General features: G+C 66.8%; 28 protein-coding genes. 23 read left to right on the top strand and 5 right to left on the bottom strand.

Annotated elements, in window-relative coordinates; translation table 11 throughout:
* Nucleotides 1–36 precede the first annotated feature (36 nt).
* From AAW51_RS19965 to AAW51_RS19985, 5 genes are all read left to right on the top strand, one after another.
* Nucleotides 37–339, top strand: a complete 303-nt coding sequence (locus AAW51_RS19965) for a DUF6127 family protein (RefSeq protein ID WP_047196009.1) — start codon at nt 37–39, stop codon at nt 337–339.
* The gene (locus tag AAW51_RS19970; protein ID WP_047196010.1) at nt 336–815 is read left to right on the top strand and encodes a hypothetical protein; all 480 of its coding nucleotides are present in this window, start codon (nt 336–338) and stop codon (nt 813–815) included. The genes AAW51_RS19965 and AAW51_RS19970 overlap by 4 nt, the downstream gene beginning before the upstream one ends.
* Nucleotides 815–1288 carry an HNH endonuclease signature motif containing protein gene (locus AAW51_RS31395; protein WP_417903626.1) on the top strand — a complete coding sequence of 158 codons (474 nt, stop codon included), beginning with the start codon at nt 815–817 and terminating at the stop codon, nt 1286–1288. The genes AAW51_RS19970 and AAW51_RS31395 overlap by 1 nt, the downstream gene beginning before the upstream one ends.
* The gene (locus AAW51_RS19980) at nt 1273–1752 is read left to right on the top strand and encodes a lysozyme (RefSeq protein WP_047196011.1); all 480 of its coding nucleotides are present in this window, start codon (nt 1273–1275) and stop codon (nt 1750–1752) included. Before AAW51_RS31395 ends, AAW51_RS19980 begins: the two co-directional genes overlap by 16 nt.
* Before the next feature lie 243 nt (nt 1753–1995).
* Nucleotides 1996–3489, top strand: a complete 1494-nt coding sequence (locus AAW51_RS19985) for an LVIVD repeat-containing protein (protein ID WP_083438443.1) — start codon at nt 1996–1998, stop codon at nt 3487–3489.
* 118 nt (nt 3490–3607) lie between these two features.
* Here AAW51_RS19985 and AAW51_RS19990 read toward each other — a convergent pair whose 3' ends face one another.
* On the bottom strand, nt 3608–3955 hold the full coding sequence (locus tag AAW51_RS19990) for a DUF4148 domain-containing protein (RefSeq protein WP_047196013.1): 348 nt from the start codon (nt 3953–3955) through the stop codon (nt 3608–3610).
* Between the two features lie 374 nt (nt 3956–4329).
* Between AAW51_RS19990 and AAW51_RS19995 the strand changes: the two genes are divergently transcribed.
* Nucleotides 4330–5307 (top strand): YncE family protein, encoded by a 978-nt coding sequence (locus AAW51_RS19995; protein ID WP_238947647.1) that lies wholly within the window; start codon nt 4330–4332, stop codon nt 5305–5307.
* 186 nt (nt 5308–5493) lie between these two features.
* Here AAW51_RS19995 and AAW51_RS20000 read toward each other — a convergent pair whose 3' ends face one another.
* A complete protein-coding gene (locus AAW51_RS20000) occupies nt 5494–6897 on the bottom strand; it encodes a heavy metal sensor histidine kinase (protein WP_053013785.1) in 1404 nt (467 codons plus the stop codon).
* 14 nt (nt 6898–6911) lie between these two features.
* On the bottom strand, nt 6912–7592 hold the full coding sequence (locus tag AAW51_RS20005) for a heavy metal response regulator transcription factor (RefSeq protein ID WP_047196015.1): 681 nt from the start codon (nt 7590–7592) through the stop codon (nt 6912–6914).
* 177 nt (nt 7593–7769) lie between these two features.
* Here AAW51_RS20005 and AAW51_RS20010 point away from each other — a divergent pair, with 177 nt between their 5' ends.
* The 12 genes from AAW51_RS20010 to AAW51_RS20065 all read left to right on the top strand — a co-directional run bounded on the left by AAW51_RS20010 (nt 7770) and on the right by AAW51_RS20065 (nt 17137).
* Nucleotides 7770–8090 carry a copper-binding protein gene (locus AAW51_RS20010; RefSeq protein WP_047196016.1) on the top strand — a complete coding sequence of 107 codons (321 nt, stop codon included), beginning with the start codon at nt 7770–7772 and terminating at the stop codon, nt 8088–8090.
* Between the two features lie 163 nt (nt 8091–8253).
* Nucleotides 8254–8649: a hypothetical protein gene (locus AAW51_RS20015; RefSeq protein ID WP_157359969.1), complete on the top strand. Its 396-nt coding sequence runs from the start codon at nt 8254–8256 to the stop codon at nt 8647–8649.
* 120 nt (nt 8650–8769) lie between these two features.
* Nucleotides 8770–9249 (top strand): hypothetical protein, encoded by a 480-nt coding sequence (locus tag AAW51_RS28410; protein ID WP_053013786.1) that lies wholly within the window; start codon nt 8770–8772, stop codon nt 9247–9249.
* Between the two features lie 10 nt (nt 9250–9259).
* A complete protein-coding gene (locus tag AAW51_RS20025) occupies nt 9260–10699 on the top strand; it encodes a TolC family protein (RefSeq protein ID WP_047196018.1) in 1440 nt (479 codons plus the stop codon).
* A 22-nt stretch (nt 10700–10721) separates the two neighbouring features.
* Nucleotides 10722–12140: a multicopper oxidase family protein gene (locus tag AAW51_RS20030; RefSeq protein ID WP_047196019.1), complete on the top strand. Its 1419-nt coding sequence runs from the start codon at nt 10722–10724 to the stop codon at nt 12138–12140.
* A 52-nt stretch (nt 12141–12192) separates the two neighbouring features.
* Nucleotides 12193–12708, top strand: a complete 516-nt coding sequence (locus AAW51_RS20035; RefSeq protein ID WP_047196020.1) for a cupredoxin domain-containing protein — start codon at nt 12193–12195, stop codon at nt 12706–12708.
* A gap of 10 nt (nt 12709–12718) precedes the next feature.
* Entirely contained in the window at nt 12719–13216 is a 498-nt protein-coding gene (locus AAW51_RS20040; RefSeq protein ID WP_047196021.1) for a cupredoxin domain-containing protein, read from the top strand.
* Complete coding sequence (locus AAW51_RS20045; RefSeq protein ID WP_047196022.1) at nt 13213–13668, top strand: DUF411 domain-containing protein; 456 nt, start codon at nt 13213–13215, stop codon at nt 13666–13668. The genes AAW51_RS20040 and AAW51_RS20045 overlap by 4 nt, the downstream gene beginning before the upstream one ends.
* Before the next feature lie 20 nt (nt 13669–13688).
* Complete coding sequence (locus AAW51_RS20050) at nt 13689–14039, top strand: copper-binding protein (protein WP_047196023.1); 351 nt, start codon at nt 13689–13691, stop codon at nt 14037–14039.
* A gap of 241 nt (nt 14040–14280) precedes the next feature.
* Nucleotides 14281–14655 (top strand): four-helix bundle copper-binding protein, encoded by a 375-nt coding sequence (locus AAW51_RS20055; protein ID WP_047196024.1) that lies wholly within the window; start codon nt 14281–14283, stop codon nt 14653–14655.
* A 294-nt stretch (nt 14656–14949) separates the two neighbouring features.
* Nucleotides 14950–15537, top strand: a complete 588-nt coding sequence (locus tag AAW51_RS20060; protein ID WP_238947648.1) for a DUF305 domain-containing protein — start codon at nt 14950–14952, stop codon at nt 15535–15537.
* A 70-nt stretch (nt 15538–15607) separates the two neighbouring features.
* On the top strand, nt 15608–17137 hold the full coding sequence (locus tag AAW51_RS20065; protein ID WP_047196026.1) for an FAD-dependent oxidoreductase: 1530 nt from the start codon (nt 15608–15610) through the stop codon (nt 17135–17137).
* A 70-nt stretch (nt 17138–17207) separates the two neighbouring features.
* Here AAW51_RS20065 and AAW51_RS20070 read toward each other — a convergent pair whose 3' ends face one another.
* Nucleotides 17208–19139, bottom strand: coding sequence for a multicopper oxidase domain-containing protein (locus tag AAW51_RS20070; protein WP_047196027.1), 1932 nt, complete (start codon nt 19137–19139; stop codon nt 17208–17210).
* Nucleotides 19140–19360: 221 nt separating this feature from the next.
* Between AAW51_RS20070 and AAW51_RS20075 the strand changes: the two genes are divergently transcribed.
* From AAW51_RS20075 to AAW51_RS20090, 4 genes are read left to right on the top strand one after another with little or no spacing between them, the layout of a single operon-like run.
* Nucleotides 19361–19618: a heavy-metal-associated domain-containing protein gene (locus tag AAW51_RS20075; RefSeq protein ID WP_047196028.1), complete on the top strand. Its 258-nt coding sequence runs from the start codon at nt 19361–19363 to the stop codon at nt 19616–19618.
* The gene (locus tag AAW51_RS20080) at nt 19602–19937 is read left to right on the top strand and encodes a DUF2933 domain-containing protein (protein WP_335337635.1); all 336 of its coding nucleotides are present in this window, start codon (nt 19602–19604) and stop codon (nt 19935–19937) included. The genes AAW51_RS20075 and AAW51_RS20080 overlap by 17 nt, the downstream gene beginning before the upstream one ends.
* A gap of 48 nt (nt 19938–19985) precedes the next feature.
* Nucleotides 19986–20207 carry a hypothetical protein gene (locus AAW51_RS20085; RefSeq protein WP_047196029.1) on the top strand — a complete coding sequence of 74 codons (222 nt, stop codon included), beginning with the start codon at nt 19986–19988 and terminating at the stop codon, nt 20205–20207.
* A gap of 13 nt (nt 20208–20220) precedes the next feature.
* Nucleotides 20221–22647, top strand: a complete 2427-nt coding sequence (locus tag AAW51_RS20090; protein WP_083438444.1) for a copper-transporting P-type ATPase — start codon at nt 20221–20223, stop codon at nt 22645–22647.
* A gap of 105 nt (nt 22648–22752) precedes the next feature.
* On the opposite strand, the gene AAW51_RS20095 is transcribed toward AAW51_RS20090, so the two are convergent.
* Entirely contained in the window at nt 22753–23313 is a 561-nt protein-coding gene (locus tag AAW51_RS20095) for a hypothetical protein (protein ID WP_047196030.1), read from the bottom strand.
* Nucleotides 23314–23437: 124 nt separating this feature from the next.
* On the opposite strand from AAW51_RS20095, the gene AAW51_RS20100 reads away from it, so the two are divergent.
* Nucleotides 23438–24022 (top strand): Crp/Fnr family transcriptional regulator, encoded by a 585-nt coding sequence (locus tag AAW51_RS20100; protein WP_047198081.1) that lies wholly within the window; start codon nt 23438–23440, stop codon nt 24020–24022.
* The last annotated feature ends 76 nt before the right edge of the window (nt 24023–24098 follow it).

The raw sequence follows: 24098 nt of genomic DNA on the forward strand, positions 1-24098 counted from the left end.
GCCCGAGTGGCGGGTTCTTTCATTTGAAGACCACCGATGACTGAAGAGAACAAGCCCGCCCTCGTCGACAACATGCTGGTGTTGAACAAGGAGGACTTCGACGACCTGCTGGACCGTGCCGCCGAGCGTGGCGCCGAGCGCGTGCTGATGCTGCTCGGCTTCGATGACCGGGGCGATGCGGCGCGCGATTTGCGCGAGCTGCGCGACCTGCTGGACGCCTGGCGCGATGCCCGTCGCACCGCGTGGCGCACCGTGGTCAAGGTGTTCACCACCGGCCTGTTGGCCGCGCTGCTGATCGGCGCCTCCATCAAGTTCAACCCGTGGGGAGGCAATCCGTGATCGAGACGCTGCTGGGCGGCTTGCTCGGCGGCGCCTTCCGGCTTGCGCCCGAACTGCTGAAGTGGCTGGACCGGGCGGGCGAGCGCGCGCACGAGCTGGCCATGCAGGACAAGGCGCTGGAGTTCGAGCGGCTCAGGGGCGCGCAGCGCATGGCCGAGATTGGGGCGGCGGCCGACGTCGCGTGGAACGTCGGGGCGATGCAGGCGCTGAAAGAGGCGATTGCAGCCCAGGGCCAGCCGTCGGGCGTGCGCTGGGTCGATGCGTTGTCAACGAGTGTGCGGCCGGTGATCACTTACCTGCTGGTGTCGATGTACTGCGGGGTCAAGGCCGCCACCTTCATCGGGTCGGTGCAGATGGGTTCCGGCTTTGGCACCGCTCTCTTCGCCGCCTGGACTGAATCGGACCAGACGCTGCTGGCCGGCATCTTGAACTACTGGTTCCTGAATAGGACCTTAGAGAAGTGGCGGGGTGCGTGATGGCGCGCACTGGCAGACCTGAAACGCCCCTGTATTTGCGCTTCCTGGCCAAGTTCAGGATCGACCCGCCGACGCAGTGCTGGAACTGGACCGGGGCTGCGTGCCGCCAGGGCTACGGCTTTCTGAAGCGCAAGGATGGCGTGCAACTGCGCGCGCACCGCGTTGCGTACGAACTGTACAACGGAGAGATTCCCCCGGGGTGGTGTGTTTGCCATCGGTGCGATAACCCGCGATGCGTGAACCCGGCTCATCTGTTTGTCGGTACGTACAGGGACAACGCGGCCGATATGGTCGCCAAGGGGCGGGTGGCTCGACGTCCAGGTGAGCGCAACCCAGCTGCTCGCCTTACCGCCGACCAAGTGCGTTGCATCCGCAGCGAGACCGGTTCTCATGCTCAGCTTGCGCGCCGCTTCGGTGTGTCGCCGACGCAGGTCGGCTTGATCAAACGGGGCAAGCGATGGGCGCACTTGTGATCGAGGTGCCTCCGCAGGCCATCGAGCTGGCCAAGCGGTTCGAGGGCTTCCACCGCGTTCCGAAGCACGATCCTCTGCGCCGGGCCCACCCGTACATCTGCCCGGCGGGGTATTACACCATCGGGTTTGGTCATCTCTGCCGGCCCGACCACCCGCCCATCACCGAGGCCGAGGCCGAGATCTACCTGATGCAGGACCTGGCCAAGGCGCTTGAGGCGACGCTGCGCTACTGCCCGGGGCTAGCAGCCGAGCCGCCGGGGCGGCTCGCGGCCATCGTCGACTTCACCTTCAACCTCGGAGCGGGTCGCTTGCAGACCTCAACGCTACGCCGCCGTGTCAATGAGCGCGACTGGCTTGCTGCGGCGCGCGAGTTGCGCCGCTGGGTCTACGGCGGCGGCAAGGTGCTGCCCGGGTTGGTGACTCGGCGAGAAGCTGAAGCACGTTGGCTTTTGAACGGCACGTAGAGCAAGGTCGCTTGCAGCCCCTGCTGAGCCGAGCATTGAGGGCTCCTCGTAACGCAGTCGCCAGAGGGGGTGTACTTCACCTCGCCCAGCGCTTGCCGGAGTCACACAGCCATCGACTGCCCTGGGGGCTTATGCGTCCAATCGTAAAGACTGCGCTTATTTGATGCTCAAATTCCCCAACCAGTCGATGCCGTCTTACAAGGTGGAGGATTTCTCACGCCTCTTAACCCGCCGGAGACAGTGATGAAGAAGACGAACGTTCATGCATGGGCAAGACTTCTGCTCGCCTGCGCTGCTTTCGCGCTTGCAGCGCCGGTTGTCGCGTTCGAAGAGCCTGGTCACAGAGATAAGGCGCTGCAACGGAAGATGCGCCTGCTCGCCAGTGCGCCGAACGGCACTCAAGCGATCAACTCGGACGCCGCGTTCTGGGGTAACAAGGCCTTTGTTGGCAACTACGACGGCTTCAGGATCTTTGACATCTCCAATCCGTCGCAGCCGGTGCTGATCACCGATTTCCGCTGTTACGGACCGCAGAACGATCTGTCGGTGTACGACCGCAACGGCGACGGCGAGGCCGACTTGCTCATCGCGTCCGTGGACCGCACGCTCACCGGCCCTGCCTGCGGCTCCGCCGCCACCCTGAACCACGACGACCCAGGCGGCTGGGAGGGCTTGCGCATCTTCGACATCTCCAACTTGGCAGCCCCGGTGCTCCTCGCCACTGTCTATCAGGACTGCGGTTCGCACACGCACACACTGATTCCGCAGCCCGAGCGCGGCCGCTTGCTGGTCCTCAACTCCTCGTACCCGCTTCGCCCTGGCCCCACCTGCGGCCCGGTGCGCGGACCGCAGGCCAAGCGTGACCCGCTGCACGGGGTGATCCAGGTGGTGGAGATTCCTCTCGCCGCTCCGGCCGCCGCGTTCGAGCTCACCGAGCTGCCGATCAACTATCCGGGCGACCCCGACAACAAGTTCGACCCAGCCGAGCACGGGCTGGAGGGCTTGGATTCATTGCGTGCCTGCCATGACATCGCAGTGTTCATGCCACTCGGCCTGGTGGCTGGCGCCTGTGCTGAACAGGCGCAAATGTGGCGCATCGATCCCATCTCCGGCCTGCCCGACACCGTGCGTCCGTTGTGGGTCTACCACGACAGCGTCGATTCGGACGGCGCTGGCGGTGGAGATGTGGCGGTGGATTTCTGGCATTCGGCCACTTTCAGCTGGGACGGCAGGACGGTCATCTTCATCGACGAATCCTTGGGCACCGGTTGCCCGACAACCACACCCATAAAGGGCGTGGCGAGCGACACGGGCCGCATGTTCTTCCTGAAGGCCGCCACAGGCGAGAAGCTCAGCCACTATTTCATCGAGCGCGAGCCCCAGGCTGATGACCCGGTACAGTACTGCTCGGCGCACCTGGGCAACACCGTGCCGTCGTATGGGCGTGATCTGCTGGTCAACGCTTGGTACACCGGCGGCGTCGACGTAATCGACTTCACCAACCCACGCAAGCCCAGGGAAATCGCGTTCTACGACGTTCGAGGCGACAACTGGTCGGCGTACTGGTACGAGCATGGGCACGGCTTTGACATCGGCCCCATGAACATCTACGGCACTCACGGTGTCGAGGTACCGGCCGATGGCTTGGGTTTCCAGTCATTTGAGGCTTACACGGCAACCTTGCGCGTGCGGGTACGAGGCCTGAATCCGCAAACGCAGGAGTTCATGCTGAAGTAAGCCCCGACAACGACCGGTCGATCTGATCGTTTGGCAGTCAGTGCGCCACAAGCAGCGGAATGCGCTGCTGCGGCTCTGTCGAGTTTCGCCACCTCCCGGCTGGAAGGCCGGTGGTGGCTCAGCGATCGGCCTGCTCCAGCGAACGGTGTCCCGAGTTGGAGTTGATGCGCCCATAGGAGCCGTCCTCCTTGGAGGCCTCCAGTTCCTGGCGCACCTGTTCGCGCGTCTTGCTGGTTTCGCCAGTGTCGTCTTCCAACCAACGGTACGGGGAGTTGGCGTTGATGCGCTCATAAGAGCCATCGCGCCGCGAGGCTTCCAGCTCCTGGCGGACCTGCTCGCGCGTCTTGCCGACCGAGGCGCCCGGCGCCTTCGCCTCGACCCGCGTGTAGCCGTTGCTTGCAAGCGCCAGCGGTGCGGCCAGAGCGGTGATGGTGACGGCGAGAACGGTAGAGATGCGAATCGACATGGTGAACTCCTGTTCAAGGTGAATGACTGGGCTGCCGCTTGGCAACACCAGAGACACTCTCGTTGTGTCAGGGCTCCACTATGAAAGCCAGGTCCCAACAGCGGCCTTGCAGGCGCATTACAAATGGGCAATCTGCGATCGATGATCGGCCTACACGATCGCCGGGTGCGCCTGAGGATGGTCGATTTGATGCTGCGTCTGCGATATGGAGGGTTTGCCTTGACGTGAATCAAGCGCAAGCCCGGGGATGGCATTTGTAATGAGGTCAAGTCCCGCGCAGTAGCCTTCCTCTCGGAGGACGCCGCTGGGATCTACCTCAAGGAGCCCATATGTTGTCTCGCACCCATCTCAATGTTCGCGTTTGCAGCCGCCTGTTGGGCATTGCGCTCGCCGTCGCGGCCGCTTCCGCTGCAGGAGCTCCCGCCGGGACCGTCTACACCGCCAACGAGCGCGACGGTTCGATCACCCGCATCGAGCTGCAAAGCGGCGCGCAGCAGACCACCCGCTTGGCGGTTTCTCCCCACAACGTGCAGATCAGCCCCGATGGCAAGCGCGTGTTGGCCGTGGGGGTGTCCAGCCATGCAGGGCACGGCGGCGGCGGTGGCGCCAAGGGAAAGCTCGTGGTGATGGAGGCGTCGAGCGGGAGCCCTGAGCCCGTCCTCTTGGACGCTGGCGACCACCCGGCCCATGTGGTGACCGATGCTGCAGGTGCCCGGGCCTTCGTTTCGGACTCCGGTGCGAACGTGGTCCACGTCATCGACTTGGCGAGCCAGCGCAGCATCGGCCAGGTGGCGACGGACAGGTACCCGCACGGACTGAGGCTCAGCCCGGATGGCAAGACCTTGTATGTGGCCAACATGCGGGGTGGGACCGTGTCCGTCATCGACGTGGACTCCCTGAAGGAGACCCAGAGGATTGCGGTTGGCAAAGGGCCGGTGCAGGTCGGCTTCTCACCGGACGGCGCTCGGGCCTTCGTCTCCCTCAGCGCGGAGAACCGTTTGGGCATCATTGACACCTCCAAGGGCCGGCTGGTGAAGAAGGTCGCGGTGGGCAGCATGCCGATTCAGATGGATGCCACCCCGGACGGACGACGCGTCTACGTGGCCAACCAAGGGACGTCCAGCAAGCCCGCCGACACGGTGTCGGTGGTCGACCCGGTGGCTGGCAAGGTGGTGGCGACCGTGACAACCGACAAGGGCGCGCACGGTGTCGCGATGAGCAAGGACGGCCGTTATGTCTTTGTCACCAATATCGAGGCCGGCACGCTGAGCGTCATCGACACCGCCGTCAACCAGGTGGTGTCGACCCATCGAGTGGGCGCGGGGCCGAACGGCGTGACGTATTCGGAATAGTGCCGCGGTGCGCCCTGCAAAGAACAGGCGACGGCCGAGGTCGCACGAACACCCAGGCGCGTTTGCATCAGCTGGGCAGGGCCTCACCCAGGTCCCGGCTTAGATGCGGCCCACCCACGCCAGGGGCCTCGTGTCGCTCACGGTCCTGAGGCTGGCCTGGCCCTTTCCATGTGACACGCCGTTGTGTCACGCGCTATGGTTGGGTGCGGCCACGGCTGGCAGGGACGGGCGGTGCAGAGTGTCGCTGCGCGGTTGCGCGGGAAACTCCAAGCCGATCTCCGTCCAGCCCTCGGCGCACTGCGCCAACGTGCGCCCTCCGTGCATCACCGCGATCGCCCGCACAATCGCCAAGCCCAGCCCGTGGTGACTGCCCGAGCGCTCGCGGGCACTGTTGGCGCGGAAAAATCGCTCGAACAGGCGCGGCATCGATTCGGCGGGGATCGGCGGCCCCGGATTGCGCACCGCCAGCCGCACCCGGCCTTCGTGCTCGCTCACGTCCACATGGATACAGCCTCCCGCCGCGGTGTAGCGGGTCGCATTGCCCACCAGGTTGACGAGTGCCCGGCGCACCAGCGCAGGGTTGCACAGCGCCGTCGCGCCGCCCTCGACCTGCACCCGTTGCTGCAGCTCCTCCAGCAGCGGTTCGAAGTATTCCGCCACGCGCTGCGCTTCGCTGTGCAGGTCGGTCGGCGTGAGGCTGTCGGCCAGCCGACCGCGGTCGGCCTGCGCCAAGAACAGCATGTCGTTGACCAGGGCCGACTGCTCGCGCAGCACCTCCAGGTTCAGTTGCAGCGTCTCGCGCAACTCGTCGGCCGAGCGCTCCCGGCGCAAGGCCACCTCGGTGGCGTTGATCATCGTCGCCAGGGGTGTGCGCAGCTCGTGGGCGACATCGGCGTTGAAGCCTTCCAGCTGGCCATAGGCCGCCTCGACCCGGTCCAGCGCCCGGTTGAAGGCGTCGACCAGCAGCTGCAGCTCGTGCGTTTGCACGGGGGACAACCGTGCCGCCAGCGCGGTCGGGCTGAGCGAGGCAGCCTCCTGCGACAGCCGGTGGACCGGCCGCAGCGATCGCCGCGCGATCCAGGCCGTCAACAGCACGGTCAGCGCCACGCCCAGGCCGCACACCATGGCGATGGTGGCGCGGTAGCGCCGCAGCAGGGCGGCCTGAGGCCGGGTGTCCACCGCGACGACCAGCTCGGACGCGGGCAGTACCTGGGTTGACGGCAGGCGAACGCGGCGCCCCTCCATCGGCAACCCGTCCTCGCGCCGGACCTGCACGCGGTCGCCGGCCCGCGGTGTGAGCTCGGGTGGACGCTGGCCGCCGTACAGCACGCCCCCGTCGTCGCGCATCAGCCAAATCCGCATCTCGCCGTCGCCGATCAGCACGTCGTCCAGGTGGTGGCGCAGCTCCCCCAGGTCCTGGGCGGACTGGATCTCGTCGACAAAATGCCGCACCACGTCGACCTTGCCGGCCAGGTCCTGGTCCAGGGTGCGGTGCAGCTCCTCTTGCAGGGCGCGCTGCAGCAGCACCGCCACGGTGACGAACACCACGACCGCCACCAACGACAGCGCCAAGGTCAGGTGCGCGGCCATGGAGCGCGTTGCCCTCAACCGCGCGCCTCCAGCACGTAGCCCATGCCCCGCACCGTGTGCAGCAGGGGGCGATCGAATGCGTCGTCCAGCTTGGCGCGCAGCCGCCGCACCGCCACGTCGATCACGTTGGTCTCGCTGTCGAAATGCATGTCCCAGACCTGCTCGGCCAGCACGGTGCGCGACAGCACTTCACCCTGGTGGCGCAACAACAAGGTCAGCAGCGTGAACTCTTTGGGCGTCAGATCCAAGCGCTTGCCCGCCCGCGTTGCCTTGCGGCGGGCCAGGTCCACTTCGAGGTCGGCCAGGCGCAGGGTCGTCACAGGCTGACCGCCTTTGCCAGCGCCGCGGCGCAACAGCGCCTCCACGCGGGCCAGCAGCTCGGTGAATGCAAACGGCTTGACCAGGTAGTCGTCGGCGCCCCCCTTGAGACCCTGCACCCGGTCTTCGACCTTGTCCCGCGCGGTCAGCATCAGCACCGGCGTGTCCTTGCGCGCGCGCAGCTCGCGCAGCACCCCGAAACCGTCGATGCCGGGCAGCATCACGTCCAGCACCACCAGGTCGTATTCGCCCTCGACCGCGAGGTGTTTGCCGTCGATGCCGTCGTGCGCGAGATCGACCACATAGCCGTTCTCGCTCAGGCCCTTTTTGAGGTAGTCCGCCAGCCGGACTTCATCTTCCACCACCAAGATGCGCATGTCTGCAGTGTCGCCCAGGAGCGCCACGGCGTCACATTACGAAACCGTAATGAACTTGTACGGGTGCCGTGGGGGGCGGCTGTCTACAGTCGCGGTCACGGTGTGGCGATCGGTGGCAGCGGTAGTTCGCTCGCCCTGTGGCGCCGTCCTCAACGAAACTGGGAATCGGAGCAGACGATGAATTTCAGAGCCGTGATCCTGGCCGCGGGCCTGGCCTCCCTGGCACCGTGGATCGCCCTGGCGGCGAGTGAGGCGCCGGTCGCCACGGCAACACCGGCGGCCGGCTATGCCCAGGCGGAGGTGAAGAAGATCGATGTCGAGCAAGGCAAGATCACCCTCAAGCACGGCCCGATCGAGAACCTCGGGATGCCGGGCATGACGATGGTGTTCCGCGCCGACGCGGCGACGCTCGCCGGCGTGAAAGTGGGCGACCAGGTGAAGTTCAAGGCCGACAAGGTCGATGGCGCGATCAAGGTGACCGAACTCGCCCCGCAATGAGATCTGTGGCGCAGTCGGGTGTCGGTGACATCCGGTTGCGCCCTGATTCCGCGTCGGATATCTCACGTTTGAACAACATCCAATAGACTGTCGTTTCATGTGGCGTGTCATTCGGTCCGCTCTGTTATGGGTGCTTGCCGTCGCGCTGCCGTTCCAAGGAGCGGTGGCAGCGACGATGATCGCCTGCGGCCCGCATCACCACATGACCGGCGTCGTCGCCTCCCAACCCGCGTCGCACGGGACACATGACGAGGCCGGCGGGCACGCCGAGCACGGCCATGGGCCGCATGCGCACGGGCCTTCGACGTCGGCAGAGGACACCCCCGACGCCCAGGGTACAACCGCAGCCGACGCCCAGCCCGACGCCGAAGCGCACAAACCCGTGGCGTCGAAGTGCAGCGTCTGCGCGTCCTGCTGCTCGGCAGCCGCGTTGCCGGCCTCGGCGATCGTGATCGACCCGTCCCCGGTCGCCCACAGTGTGCGCCCGAGCGTCGAGTCGCACCCCGCGGTCTTCATGACCGACGGCCCCGAGCGGCCGCCCCGAACCTTCCTCGCCTGACACCGCCGTGGTGCGCCTCGGTGGACGCCCAGGTGCGTCCTGAGGCCGCCGTCTTCCACCGCCGCTGGCGTGGGGCGCCCTTGGTGCCCGCCGTGACGCGGAGTGCTTTGCGAGGAATTCATGTCCCACTGGAACACCGCCTGCCTGGCGGCTGCGCTCGGCGTTGTGCTGCCGATCGCGCACGCCCAACCACCCGCTGCCACTCCCGCCCCGGGCGCTTCGGCGCCATCGACCCAGCCCAGCGCGCGGGCCGCCGCGCCGCGTCCTGACGGCACCTACCGTTCCGCCTTCGAGGGCTACCCCCGTTACGCCGACGAGCCGGTGGTGTCCTGGAAAGAGGCCAACGACCATGTCGGCCGCATCGGCGGGTGGCGGACCTACGCGGCAGAGGCGGCGGGCGAGCAGGGCGGCGGCCATGCAGGCCACGGCGCTGCCCCGGCCTCGTCCGGCCAAACCCCGCCGCGCGCCGGCACGGCGAACACCGAGAAGCCCTTTGGTCAGACGGAAATGACCACCCCGCCGAAGACGGCACCGAAGCCGTCACCGGCTCCGGCGGCATCGCAGCCCGCGGCGCCCGCCGGCCACTCGCAACATCATTGAGGAGTCCCGCATGACCTTCAGGGCTGTACCACGCCCTCGGCTCACCGCCGTGGTGGCGGTGACCGCGGCGCTGCTGCTGGGCGGCTGCGCCAGCACGGCGATCGACCAAAATTTCCAAGGCGCCCAGCGCCTGACCCAGAGCCACCTCGGGGCCGAGGTGAAGTGGCTCACCAGCGACGAGGCTCGCCGCCAGGCACAGGCCGACGTGGACGCGACGCTCGCCAAGCCGCTCACGGCCGATGATGCGGTGCGGCTGGCGCTCGCGCACAGCCCGGCGCTGCAGGCGGCGCTCTTTGAGAGCGCCGCTGCCTCGGCCGGCGCGACCCAGTCCGCCCGACTGCCCAACCCGATCTTCACCTTCGAGCGCCTGGTGCGCCGAGAAGGCGGGGAAACCGAGCTCGACATCGGCCGCATGCTCGGCATCTCGGTGTTCGACTTCCTGCTGCTGCCCTCACGGCTGCGCATGGCGGATTTCCAGCAGCAGCAGCTCCAGCTGCGGCTGGCCAGCGACGTGGTGCAGGCGGCCAGTGACGCACGCCAGAACTGGGTGCGCGCGGTGGCCGCGCAGCAGTCGCTGCAGTACTTCGAGCAGGTCAAGCAGGCGGCCGATGCCAGTGCCGAACTGGCCCGCAGGATGCAATCGGTGGGCAACTTCAACCGGCTGCAACGGGCACGTGAACAAGCGTTCGCGGCCGACGCCGTCGCGCAGCTCACCCGCGCCCGCCAGGTGGCGCAGAGCACCCGCGAAGCGCTGGTGCGCTCGCTGGGGCTGAACGAGGCACAGGCGCGGCGTTTGACGCTGCCCGAGCGACTGCCTGACCTGCCCAAGGCGCCGAAGCAGGAAGCCGACATCGCGCAGCAGGCGCTCGACCAGCGGCTCGATGTGCGGCTGGCGCGTGCCGACCTGGAGTTCACGGCTCGCGACCAGGGACTGACGCGAGTGACGAGCTTCGTCAACGGGTTGCACGTCGCCGCCGTGCGCAACAGCGAGACCGGCGAGCCGCCCCAAAAGGGCTACGAGCTGGAGCTGCCCCTGCCGATCTTCGACTTCGGCGACGCCAGCCGCGCGCGCTCGCAAGCGACCTACATGGCCGCACTGAACCGCACGGCGCAGATTGGCGTGGACGCCAGTTCGCAGGTGCGCGAAAGCTACGGCGCCTACCGCACCACTTACGACGTGGCCAAGCACTACCTAGAAGAAGTGGTGCCGCTGCGCAAGACGATCGCCGACGAAAACCTGCTTCGCTACAACGGCATGCTGATCGGCGTGTTCGAACTGCTCGCCGACGCGCGCGAGCAAGTCGGCAGCGTGGTGCAGGCGATCGAAGCCCAACGTGATTTCTGGCTGGCCGACGCCGCCTTGCAGGCGGCCCTGATCGGCAAACCCACCGGCGGCGTGTCGATGCAGGCGGCCCCGGCGGCCTCAGGCGGCGGCGATGGCGGCCATTGAACCTCTAGACGGAGTACCTCCCATGACAACGAGTCGACGCCGCTTCCTGACCGGCACCGCCGCAGCGGGCGCCGCCGTGGCGGCCTCCACGGTGAGCAAGGTCGCGATGGCGGCCTTGCCCGAGCCGGTCATCCAGACCAGTCCACTGACGGCACCGCCGCTGGTGCCCAACACCGGCCGGCCCTACAACCCCATGGTCACGCTCAACGGCTGGAGCCTGCCCTGGCGCATGAACAACGGCATCAAAGAGTTCCACCTGGTGGCCGAGCCGGTGGTGCGCGAGTTCGCGCCCGGCATGAAGGCCCACCTGTGGGGCTACAACGGCAGCTCGCCGGGTCCCACGATCGAAGCGGTCGAAGGCGATCGGGTGCGCATCTTCGTGACCAACAAGCTGCCCGAGCACACGACCATTCACTGGCACGGCCTGCGGCTGCCTAACGGCATGGACGGCGTCGGCGGCTTGACCCAGCCGCACATCCAGCCCGGCAAAACCTTCGTCTACGAGTTCGTCGTGCGGCGCAGCGGCACCTTCAAGTACCACCCCCACGCCGACGAGATGGTGCAGATGGCGATGGGTATGTACGGCATGTTCATCGCCCACCCGAAGGACCCGAAGTTCATGGCCGTGGACCGTGACTACGGCTTCATCCTCACCGCCTTCGACATCGAGCCGGGCAGTTTCACCCCTCGGGTGAGCGAGATGACGGACTTCAACCTGTGGACCTTCAACTCGCGCGTGTTCCCGGGGATCGATTCGATGGTGGCGCGGCTCGGCGAGCGGGTGCGCATCCGCATGGGCAACCTGACGATGACAAATCACCCCATCCACCTGCACGGCCACGAGTTCATGGTCACGGGCACCGATGGCGGCTGGACCCGCGAGAGTGCCCGCTGGAACGAGGTGACGACCGATGTGGCCGTCGGCCAGATGCGCGTGGTGGAGTTCTTGGCCGATGAGCCGGGCGACTGGGCGTTCCACTGCCACAAGAGCCACCACACCATGAATGCGATGGGCCATGACCTACCTACGATGATCGGCGTGGACCACCGCGGCATCGCCCAACAGGTCCACAAGCTGATCCCCGACTACATGGTGATGGGCGAGCGCGGCATGGCCGACATGGCCGAGATGGAGATGCCGATCCCCGACAACACGCTGCCGATGATGACCGGCCAGGGCCCGTTCGGCCCGGTGGAGATGGGCGGCATGTTCACGGTGATGAAGGTGCGCGCGGACCAGAAGCGCGGCGACTTCAAAGACCCGGGCTGGTACCAGCACCCCAAGGGCGAGGTGGCCTACGAGTTCACCGGCACGCTGCCCGAGCCAGCCCGCTCCTTCGCGGCCGGCGGCCAGTCGATGCCGTTGGCGCGCAAGCCGACCAAAAACGTCGAGATGCGCGTGCGCAAGCCCACCGGCGGGGGCGGCCACAACGGGCACTGACACAGCCCCGCGTCCGATTTGCCCATCACCGATTCACTTCCAAGGAGCTCACATGACCTTCCATTCGATCGCCGTCACCCTGGCGCTGGCGCTGGCGGCGTCGGCCAGCTGGGCCGGCGACAGCCACGCCGGCGGCCACGGCCACGGCAGCGAGACCAGCCCGATCGGCGCACCCGGCGTGGCCGCCAAGGTGACGCGCACCGTCACGGTCGACATGACCGACGGCATGCGTTTCAGTCCGTCCAGCATCAGCGTCAAGCAAGGCGAAACCATCCGCTTCAAGGTGAAGAACTCCGGACAGCTGAAGCACGAATTCGTGCTCGGCACCGAGCAGGACCTGCAGGAGCACTACCAGCTGATGATCAAGAACCCGGAGATGGAGCACGAGGAGCCCAACATGGTGACGCTGGCCGGCGGCAAGACCGGCGAGTTGATCTGGCACTTCACCCAATCCGGCACCGTCCACTTCGGCTGCCTGCAGCCCGGCCACTGGGACGCGGGCATGAAGGGCGCGGTGACCGTGGCCAAGGGCCAGGCGCAGCGCGCTGCGGCGCACCACCATCACTGAGCGAGGCGGCATGAGCACCATCCATACCCTCGTACTCGTGACGCTGCTAGGCGTCACGGCTGCGGTCCACGCCCACGGCGACGACGACCACGCCAAAAAAGACGCCAGCCAGCCGGTCAAGAAGGAGCAGAAGGCCTGGGGCATCGCCGGCGATGCCAAGGCGGTCAAGCGCACCATTGAAATCAAGATGACCGATGACATGCGCTTCACGCCCGACCGACTGAGCGTGCAGCAAGGCGAGACGGTCAAGTTCGTGATCCGCAACGCCGGCCAGGTGATGCACGAGCTGGTCATCGGCACCAAGCAGGAACTCGACGAGCACGCGGCCTTGATGGCCAAGTTCCCGGAGATGGAGCACGACGAGCCCTACATGGCGCATGTCAAACCGGGCAAGACGGGGGAGTTGATCTGGACCTTCAACCGTCCGGGTGAGTTTGACTTCGCCTGCCTGATCGCCGGCCACTACCAGGCGGGCATGGTCGGCAAGATCAAGGTGGCTGCCAAATGAAGCGCCGCGATTTCGTCATGGCCGGTGCGGCGCTCGGGCTGACCGCCAGTGTCTACGCCAAGCCCACGCCGACCGCCATCGAGGTGTGGAAGTCGCCCGAGTGCGGTTGCTGCAAAGGGTGGATCGCGCACCTGGAGAAAAACGGCTTTGTCGCCATCGTCCACAACGAAGGCAACACCGACGCGCGCAAGGCACTGGGCCTCCCTCTGCAGTTCGGCTCGTGCCACACGGCCAAGGTCGGCGGCTACGCGATCGAGGGCCATGTGCCGGCGCGCGAGATCCGGCGGCTGCTGCAAGAGCGGCCCAAGGCGGTCGGGCTGGCCGTGCCGGCCATGCCCTTGGGCAGCCCGGGCATGGACGGCCCCGACTTTGACCACCAGACCCAACCCTACGACGTGCTGCTCGTCCTCCAAGACGGCAGCACCCGCGTGTACCAGTCGTACTTCCGCTGAACTCTCAAAGGAGCATCTTCATGAACAACAAATCTCTGCTTGCCCTGCTGGCGGCCGTCTCGCTGGTGACCAGCACCGCGGCGTTCGCCGCGCAGCAGGCCGCCAGTGGCTCAGACGCCAATGCCGCCGCGGCTTCGACGGCGGCAGGCGAGCTGGTCGAGGGCGAGGTCCGCAAGATCGACACGGCGAACAAGAAGATCACCTTGAAGCACGGCGAGATCAAGAACCTCGGCATGCCCGGCATGACGATGGTCTTCCAGGTGAAGGACGCGTCGCTGTTGGACAAGGTCAAGGTCGGTGACAAGGTGCGATTCGCGGCTGAAAAGTCCAACGGCGCCATCGTGATCACAGAGCTGCAACCGGCTCAGTGAAGCCAGCGCTTCAGGGTATCGCCCTGGTGAACGCCGATCCGCGTTGCAAGAAGGACAAGCACATGTAGACATCACCTGAGCGACTAGAAGAAATTTCAACGCACCGACCGATGTCGCGCAGAACGTGCACGGCAGGGATTGGTGCGATGTTGCTTTGCGCTCAAACGGTCTGTCCAGCTAGGACTGTCGCTTGCTTTTCAGCCAGTGCCGAATCCCCGGCGCTCTGACTTGGAGAGACAAGATGGCTCATGAACAGTACACATCGTGCATCGAAGCTTGCAGCGCGTGTGCGGTGGAGTGCAACCACTGCGCGACCGCCTGCCTGCAGGAGCAGGACGTGAAGATGATGGCGCGCTGCATCGCGTTGGACATGGATTGTGCCGCTATCTGCCAGCTCGCCGCGGCCGCAATGGCGCGGGGCAGCGAGCAGGCCCAGGCGATCTGCGCGCTGTGCGCGGACATCTGCGAAGCCTGTGGCGAGGAGTGTGCCAAGCACCCAATGGACCATTGCCAGTCCTGCGCGGCCGCCTGTCGCCGTTGTGCCGACGAGTGCCGTCGGATGTCGCAGATGCCGCGCACGCAAGCAGGCCAATCCGTGACCGGTCACGCACATTGATCGAGAGGAACTGTCGCGTCAGCGTCTGAAGCGCTGATGTGGCCCTCGGGCTTGTGCTCTGGCTGCTGTGCCGGTGAGGCGTCAGTGGCGCGGCGCCGCTGCCCGTCGTAGATTTCTCGATGGCGTTTGTCAACGCCATTGCCTTGTACCCCTTGGGAGCTCGCCATGTTCACCATCCCTGCTATGAGGCGCCCGTTAGCCGCCGTTTTCGCTTGTGTGACGCTGTCGCTGTCCCCCGCCTCTCATGCCGATGCCCCGGGCGCCGGCCACACGGCCGGGTTTGAGGTCGAGTTCATGCAGATGACCATCGACCATCACTTTTCTGCGCTGCGCATCACCGAGCTCGCTGCCGGCACCGACCTGCAACGCAACGGGGACATCGCCCCCAACGAAGGCGTGTCCCCGACGCCGGGTTTTGGCGCCACGCCGGCCAAGGCAACTTTGGACGATCTGAAGTCGCTGGCACGCCGCAACAACCGCATGCAGCGGGAAGAGATCATGACGCTGCAGCGCTTCCTGCACGACTGGTACGGCATCGACTACGAACCCAAACTCCGCCGCGACGGCCGCGAGATGATCGAGCTGCTGGAGCAGGCGCGCCCGGGCGCGGACTTCAACCACCTCTTTTATGAAGTGTTCAGCCGCCATCACTACACCTTGATGGAGCCGGTCAACGGCTGCGTCGCCGGTGTCGACTTGACGCACGAGGACCTGCGGCATGAGTGCAGCAACATGTGGCACAGCCAGACGGCCGACATCCACATGATGCGCAAGGAGTTGCGCAAGCACTTCGGCATCGACGACTACCAGCCGTTCAAGGGACGCGAGCCGCTGCGTGATCGCTTTTGGGGACCGCGCGGGCAGCACAGCCGTCACGACTGATGCGGCGTGCTGCGGCTGACCGATGGCGGGCAAAGGGCCGAGCGAAGGTCTTCGCGACGGAAAGGACAGGATGAGCACGACTTCCGTCTGGACTGACAAACGCACCTCTGCAGGATGGCCCACCCTGACGGAGGACGTGTCGACCGATGTCGCCGTCGTCGGTGGCGGCATCACGGGCGTGACCGCTGCGCTGCTCTTGGCGCAGGGCGGCCTGCGCGTGGTGTTGCTAGAAGCACACCGCGTCGGCGCGGGCGCTACCGGGTACTCGACGGGCAACCTGTATCAGACGGTCAGTCATGGCTTGCACGCAACCCGCAGCAGATGGGACGGTGAGGTCGCCTCGCAGGTCGCGCAGTCGCGACGTGATGCGATCGCCTTTGTCGAACGGCAAGCGGCGTTGGAGCAGAACGAACAGGGCAACCTTTGCGGCTTCCGGCGTTGTCCCCTCTACTTCTATGCTGCCGGCGCCGAGGCGGAGGGCACGGTGTACGACGAGTACCAGGCTGCGCAACAAGCCGGCATGGCGGCCCGTCTGGTCGGAACACTCCCGGAAGGCCTCACCCCAGCGGCTCATGGGCCGGTGCTGGTGATGGAGGGCCAGGCCCAGTTCCATCCGCTGGCGTACGTTCAAGCGCTCGCACGGCGTGCGCACGGTGCCGGCGCGCTGATCTACGAACGCTCGCCCGTCGTCGTATGCGATGCGTCCGAGCGCTCGCTGCGCACGCCGGTGGCGCACGTGCAAGCTCGCGAGATCGTGCTCGCCACACACTCACCGTGCGGACGGCATCCAGTCCAGGCGGGGCTGCTCCCCGGCCGCGAGTACGGCGTGGCGTACCGACTGGCCACGGACAGCCCATGCCCGCCCGGCATCTTTTGGGCACAAGGGGCTGAACGCCTGTCGCTGCGGGGCCTTGAGGACGAGCCGGGACGGTACTGGCTGGCGGTGGGTGTGAACCACGGCACCGGCCAGCGCGATGCCGTGCGGGCGATGCAAGAACTTGAGGATCGGGCCGAGCGGCAGCTGGGCCTGCGCGATCCTGCGTACCGCTGGTCGGGGCAGCATTTCCACTCGCCCGACGGCCTGCCCTACATCGGACGGGACGCGGCGGGTACCTACATCGCGACCGGCTTCGGGACTGACGGACTGACGTACGGCACCCTGGCCGCCCAACTGATCGCCGAGCAACTGGTGGAAGGCAGGCGCTCGGCCTGGAGCGAGCTGTACCGCCCGGATCGGCTCGCTCTTCGCCAGTCTCTGCGCGGCATGTTCGAGGGAGTCCGCAACACGGCCAAAGCATGGCTTTACGACTACCTGACACATCGCCACGGCCCCCCACTGCAACACGTGCAGCCGCACCAAGGCGCGATCGTGGAGGTCGACGGCGAGCGCTGCGCCGCGTATCGCGATCCGCAAGGTGACGTGCACCTGGTGTCGCCGGTGTGCACCCACATGAAGTGCATCGTTCGCTGGAACGCCCTGGAAACCAGCTGGGACTGCCCGTGCCACGGGAGCCGCTTTGCCCCGGACGGGCGCGTGCTAGAAGGCCCAGCGATGCGGCCGCTGGAGCGGAAGGTGGTCGCGATCCACAGGCAGGAGTAACTCTGTGAGGACTTTAGAGGTCCCGTACGGGCGGACCGACCGGGACGCATTTTCGGTGAAAGCCCATCCATCAGCCTTGCACGTCGAGCACCATGGTCAGGCCGCCGCCGCCCTTGTGCTCGACGTTGTTGTTGGTGGTGTGGTGGGGGATGTGGCAGTGGATCAGCCACTTGCCGGGGCGGCGAGCCCTCCAGACCACGTCGTAGCGCTGCCCGGGCCCGACGTTGACCGTGTCAGCTTCGAAGCGCGCGCCCTCGGCCAGTGTGTAGCCGTCACGCGCCACCACGGTGAAGGGCCCCCCGTGGACATGCATCGGGTGCACGAAGTTGTTGTGGGTGCCAATGAAACGCAGCTTGATGGTCTCGCCCACCTTCATCGAGATCGTGTCCGTCTGCGGGTAGGCCTTGCCGTTGATGGTGAAGTAATTCGGCAGGGCGCCTTCCATGAGCATGGCCGGGTAGGTCAGGCCCTGGCGTTGGAGCCACTCCTGCAGCTGGATCACGTACTCCTTGTCGGCTCTCGGCTCGCGGGTGGTGTCCCTTGGGTCGATGATCAGCGCGCCGTACAGGCCGAGCGCCTGCTGCCGGTCGGCGTGGTCGTGCGTGTGATAGAAGAAGGTGCCCGCCTGCTCTGTCGTGAACTCGTAGGTGTAGCTTCCCCCAGGCGGAATAGGGTCCTGCGTGATCTCGGCCGGCCCATCCATGCGATTCGGCAGGATGAGCCCGTGCCAGTGCACGGTGGTGGACTCGGGCAGCCGATTGGTTACCTTGATGCGCACACGGTCGCCCTCGGTCACGCGGATGCGCGGACCAGGGATCTGGCCGTTGAAGGCATAGCCTTCGACCCGCACATCGGGCAGCACATTCCAGCGCACCACGCCGGCCTCCAACTCGAAGACCTTGACGCCGTTCTCCAGCCTGGGATGCAGGGGCTGGTCGCCACGGGCGGTGCTCTGCGCGGTGCGCTGCACCAGGCGCGGGTGCACGGCGCCCATCTCGCGCATCGATTCCGCTGGTGTATCCCAGCCCATGATCATGCCCGGCGGCATGATGGCGCCGTCGACGTCGCGGGCGGACAGTTGCAGGTTCACGAAAAGCGCCGGCACGGTCATGCCGCCGAGCAGCAGGAGTGTCGTGCTCAAAGTGACGGCCGCGAGCTGCGCGCGCGTCACGTTGGGCGTCATCCCGTGGTGCTCGTGCGTCGTTCCGCTGTGCGGCGCTTGCCCATGCCCCGGGCCGGCCTGGTCGCCCGCATGGCCGTGACCTGCGGTATGCGCCGCACGGTGCGGCTCCGCCGACGCGTCGGTGTGGCGCTGCCCGGTCGCCGTGTTGCCCGTGCCGCGCTCGGTCATCAACCCGTGCTTGAGCTTGCGTGCCACCATCCACACGTTGACGGGGTAGCAGGTGGCGAAGCCGACGATGACGCCCAGCGACATCACCCCCCAAAACAGCAACTCGGTCGGCTCCATCGCGCGCATGTCGCGGCCCATCATCAGCAGCGACATGGTCGGCGCCATGCCGGCCATCATCGCGTTCATGCTGATGAACTCAGGCCTGAACGACCGGCGAACGTTCTCCCAGTAGCCGCCGCCCATCATGTTCTTCATGAACAACGCCTGGAAGATGAACAGGCCAAAGCAAAAGCCCGCCACGTATTCGACGATCAGGTCGATCCACATCGGCAGCCCCAGCGCGGCGGTGACCGCGGCCGCCAGGATGATGCCGGTCGCGTCGCCGGCCACGCAGTGGATCGAGGAGCCGGCGCCTTGCTTCCACAGCGGCTTGATGAACTCTTCGTGGGTGCCTGGTGCGGGTTCCTTGTCGGCCATCACGTACAGCAGCAACCCGATCGGTCCCATGTACAGGGTGATGAGCACGAAGCCCCATTTCATGACCACCGGCTCGGGGTTGTGACGGAACTGGTCCCAGGCGACATAGGCCGTCGACATGACGGCCAGTGCAAACCAGGCGATGAGGAAGTAGTCGATCGGCTGCGCAATCATGGTGGTTCTTCCTTGTCGATTCCCTGTGTCAGCCGAGCTCGGGGATCGGCTGCCCGCGGATGGACCGTTGAGTCTGCGCCTTGCCCCTATGGGAAGGTCAAGCACCGCCTCAGTCCCCGCCCGCGGTGGGGTTTTGTCGGAGGCTCGCTGGACTTTGCCATGGTGGGAAGCTTCAAAGTTCCCTCACCGGATACCCCAGACCCCTAGTGAAGGAGCTTGAGATGATTTCATTTGAAGTGAACGACATGACCTGTGGCCACTGCGTGAGCGCGATCACCAAGGCGGTCAAGCAGACCGACCGCGGTGCGGTCGTCGCCGTCGACCTCGGCAGCAAGCGCGTGCAGATCGATTCGAAGGTCGCCGACGAGGCCGAGTTGAAGGCAGCCATCGAAGAGGCCGGTTACACGCCGGTCAAGGCGGCGGCTGCCGCCGAGGCATCGGGCCAGTCCGGCGGGAGCTGCTGTGGCAGCTGCCACTGAGCGCGATGGATTGATTGAGGTCAAGGGGCTCGGCAGCGTCTTCCAGGAGCATGGCGTCATGAAGACCTCCTCGACTGCCTCTTCGAGCCGCGCCCGGCGCCTGCTCGCCATTGCCGCTTGGCTACTCGGTGCCGTCGGCGCGTACTTTCTGCTGACGCGCCACTTCGATCACGCGCTGCAGGCGGTGCCTTACCTGCTGCTGTTGGCCTGCCCGTTGATGCATGCTTTCGGGCACCGGCATGGGCAGAACGGACACCACGACGCGCACCACGCCCATGGGAACGCCCGTGACAAGGCCGGCGACAGAACCGGTGAATGAGGCCGGTGCCCTGACGGTCGCCGACTTGCTCTCTGCACTGGAGCGGCTGTGCTGGGCGCCGGGATCGCGCTGCTGTGGCCGAGCTTGGCCGAGCATGCGGTGGCGCTGCTCGTGGTCGGCTCGCTGGTCCATGCCACCGGCATGGGACTCAAACACCGCCTGCAACTCGACCAGGCGCAGCCGCGCTGGAGTCGCTGGCTCGTGGCGCTGTGCTGGGTCGCCCTGGCCGTGCTGGCGGCCACGCTCGCCTGGCACATCGGTTTCAGATGAACGGAGCAGAAGAATGAACCCACACCGGCACGATCCCCCCGGACGCCCAGTCCCCCCTTCGGCGGCTGCGCCCAGCGGCGCCGCTGTCTACACCTGCCCCATGCACCCCGAGGTCCGGCAGGACCGCCCGGGCAATTGCACCAAGTGCGGCATGCACTTGGTGCCTGAAGGCGCCGTTGGGTCTGCAACGGCGCATGCGCACCACGGCCATGGCGGTATGCCGCGCCACGAGGCCGCGCATGGGCATGACCACGGCCAGGGGCATCACCGTGGCGACGGTGCCGGTCCAGAAGCCCGACCGGCGCCGGCAAAGGCTCCCGCCGCGGCCCCGGCCACTCCCGGCGCCATCTACACCTGTCCGATGCATCCGGAGATCCGGCAGGACCGCCCCGGCAACTGCCCCAAGTGCGGCATGACGCTGGAGCCGTTGATCCCGGAGGCCACGGCGGACGACAACAACCCAGAACTGCGGGACTTCTCCCGGCGCTTCTGGTGGACGCTGCCGCTGACGGTGGCGGTCACGGTCCTGGCGATGGCCGGACACCGGCTGGGTTGGATGGATCCCGTCAAGCAGAGCTGGCTGGAACTGGTGCTCTCGCTGCCGATCGTCCTGTGGGCCGGCTGGCCCTTCTTTGTGCGCTGCGCCCAGTCGTTCCGGCATCGCAGCCCGAACATGTGGACGCTGATCGGCATCGGCACGGGAGCCGCCTTCCTCTACAGCGTCGTCGCCACCGTCGCGCCGCAGCTGTTCCCGGCCAGCTTCATGGCCCACGGCCGCATCGGCGTGTACTTCGAGGCCGCCGCGGTCATCATCTCGCTGACCCTGCTCGGGCAGATGCTGGAGCTGCGGGCGCGCTCGCAGACCTCCGCGGCGATCAAGTCGCTGCTCGGCCTGGCGCCCAAGACGGCCCGGCGGATCGAGCCGGACGGCAGCGAGGCGGATGTGCCGCTCACTCACGTCCATGTCGGCGATCGCCTGCGCATCCGCCCAGGCGAGAAGGTGCCAGTCGACGGTGTCGTGCTCGAAGGCACGAGCGCCATCGACGAGGCCATGCTGACGGGCGAGCCGGTCCCGGTCACCAAGCGGCCCGGCGACAAGGTCATCGGTGCCACGATCAACACCTCCGGCTCGCTGGTGATGCGTTCGGAGCGGGTCGGCTCGCAAACCATGCTGTCGCAGATCGTGCAGATGGTCGCGCAGGCCCAGCGCTCCAAGGCACCGATGCAGCGCATGGCCGACCAGGTCGCCGGCTGGTTTGTGCTGGTGGTCATCAGCATTGCCCTGGCGTCGTTTTTCACCTGGGGCTTGCTGGGCGGCGAACAGGGCTGGCAGTACGGGCTGATCAACGCCGTGTCGGTGCTGATCATCGCGTGTCCTTGCGCCCTGGGACTGGCCACGCCGATGTCCATCATGGTGGCCACCGGCAGGGCGGCCAGCCAGGGCATCCTGTTTCGCGACGCATCGGCGATCGAGCACTTCCGGCGGGTCAACACGATGATCGTCGACAAGACCGGAACGCTGACCGAAGGCAAGCCCGCCTTCGACCGCGCCGTGCCGGTGACGGGCGCCACCGAGGACGACGTGCTGCGCCTGGCGGCCAGCCTCGACCAGGGCAGCGAGCACCCCTTGGCACAGGCCATCGTGGAAGCGGCCCGCGGCCGGGGCCTGCGCCTGTCGGATGCGGTGGACTTCGAGTCGTCCACCGGCATCGGGGTGCGAGGTTTTGTCGACGGGCAGCGCCTGGCGCTCGGCAACACGGCGCTGATGGCGCAGGAAGGCGTTGATGTCGCCTCGCTGACGGGCGCGGCCGAGGAACTGCGCCAGCAGGGCAGCAGCGTGATGTTCCTGGCCCGCGACGGGCGCGCCGTGGGCCTGCTGGCCGTCTCCGACCCGATCAAGCCGAGCACGCCCGAGGCAGTCGAGAGCCTGCACCAGGCCGGGATGCAGGTGGTGATGGCCACCGGCGACGGTCTCACCACCGCACGGTCCGTCGCCCGGCAGCTCGGCATCGACGAGGTGCACGGCGAGGTGAAGCCCGCCGACAAGCTCGCACTGGTCGACCGACTGCAGCGCGAGGGACGTGTGGTCGGGATGGCAGGCGACGGCATCAACGACGCGCCGGCCCTGGCCAAGGCCGATGTGGGCGTGGCGATGGGCACGGGCACGGACGTGGCGATGAACAGCGCCCAGGTCACGCTGGTCAAGGGCGACCTGCGGGGCATCGCGCGGGCCCGGACGATCTCTCAAGGCACCGTGGCGAACATGCGGCAGAACTTGGTGTTCGCGTTCCTGTACAACGCCCTGGGGGTGCCGCTCGCTGCGGGCCTGCTCTATCCCCTGACCGGCTGGCTGTTGTCGCCGATGATCGCCGCGCTGGCGATGAGCCTCTCGTCGCTCAGCGTGGTGGCCAACTCACTGCGCTTGCGGGCGGGGAAGTAGTCGGGCCGGGGACGAGATCGAGGCTACACGCGCTCTTCCCCGCCCCACCGTCCCGGGCCCCGAGCGGTGGGTTCACGTGGACGGCGGCGGCGTGCCGCTTGTCATTCAATACCCGCGTAGCCGGCCGTAGGCGGCGACCTGGGCGGGGGTGAGGACGTCCACCATCAGCAGGTGGTACCGGAGATGCGCCGCCCGCAGCTGGCCTTGCACCCGGGCCGCGGTGGCCACTGCGGTGGCCACTGCGCCCGCGCTGGCGTGCCGTTCGAGGAAAAGCCGGTCCAGCGCCGCTTCCGCCGCGATGAACTGCTCGCCCAGGGCTGCGGCCTCGGTTTTCATGCGGTCGGCCAATTGCTGGGTCCGCTGGACCTGTTGCGCGCTCAATGCGAGCGGCTCGGCCAGCTCAAGCACATGCGTCGGGCCGGGGTAGCCATGGAGTTCGGCCGGCAGTGCCATCGCCATGCCGCGGCCCGCGCGGAGATCGGCGATCTGCTCTGCCGAGAGGGCCTTGATCTCACGGTGGTGCAGGCCGGCGTAGTGGGAGCGCGTGTGGCCGGTTCCACCTGCATCCCGGCCATCTGCTGCGCGAGGCGGGTGGTGGTCGTGCTGCTGGGCGGCTGCGGACGTGGCGAGCGCGAGAAGGAGGGTGAGCTGCAGGTGACGTTTCATGGCGCAGGGAGGTGAGGCAACCGCTTCACATCGTCCCAAGATCCGGCCCCTCTCGCTATGATTGCAATCATACGAGCCGATGCTCTCGGTTGTTGAGCCCCCTCCTCCGCAGGAACTCCCTTTGGTGTCCACCTTCCCCTTCGAACTCGGCGTCGATCCGACACGCCGAACCGTTCCCGCTGGAGGTGTGCTGTTTCGCCAAGGATCCGTGTCCGTGGGGGTGTTCCAGCTGGTCTCGGGACGTCTTCGCCTGATGCGCTCGACGCCCGGCGGTGCGGACGTCCCCATGCACACGGTCCGGCCCGGCGAACTGTTCGCCGAAGCGTCCCTGTTCTCCTCGCACTACCACTGTGACGCCGTGGCGCTGGACAACTGCGAGGCCCGGCTGTACCCGAAGGCGGCAGTGCTGCGCCATTTCGCTGACCGCCCAGAGGCCTTGTGGGCCTTCACGCAAGAGCTGGCCCACCGGCTCCAGAACGTTCGTACCCGTTTGGAGATCAAGCAGATCCGCTCGGCGACCGAGCGTGTCCTGCAGTACCTGCGCCTGATGAGCGACTCGAAGGGCGTGTGGCAACGCCCGGGCCCGCTCAAGCACCTGGCCGAGGACATCGGGCTGACGCACGAGGCGCTTTACCGGGCGCTGGCCAAACTCGAACGCGAGGGATGGATCCACCGAAGCGGTGCAGAGATCCGCCTGTGTCCGCCATAGCGGGCCACCCGTTTGGGGAGCAGCCGGCCCCGGGAGAGGGCAAGGCGGCTCTCCGGGGCGGGCCCAGGAATTTATT

This window comes from Caldimonas brevitalea (genome assembly GCF_001017435.1).
Classification (GTDB): domain Bacteria; phylum Pseudomonadota; class Gammaproteobacteria; order Burkholderiales; family Burkholderiaceae_C; genus Caldimonas; species Caldimonas brevitalea.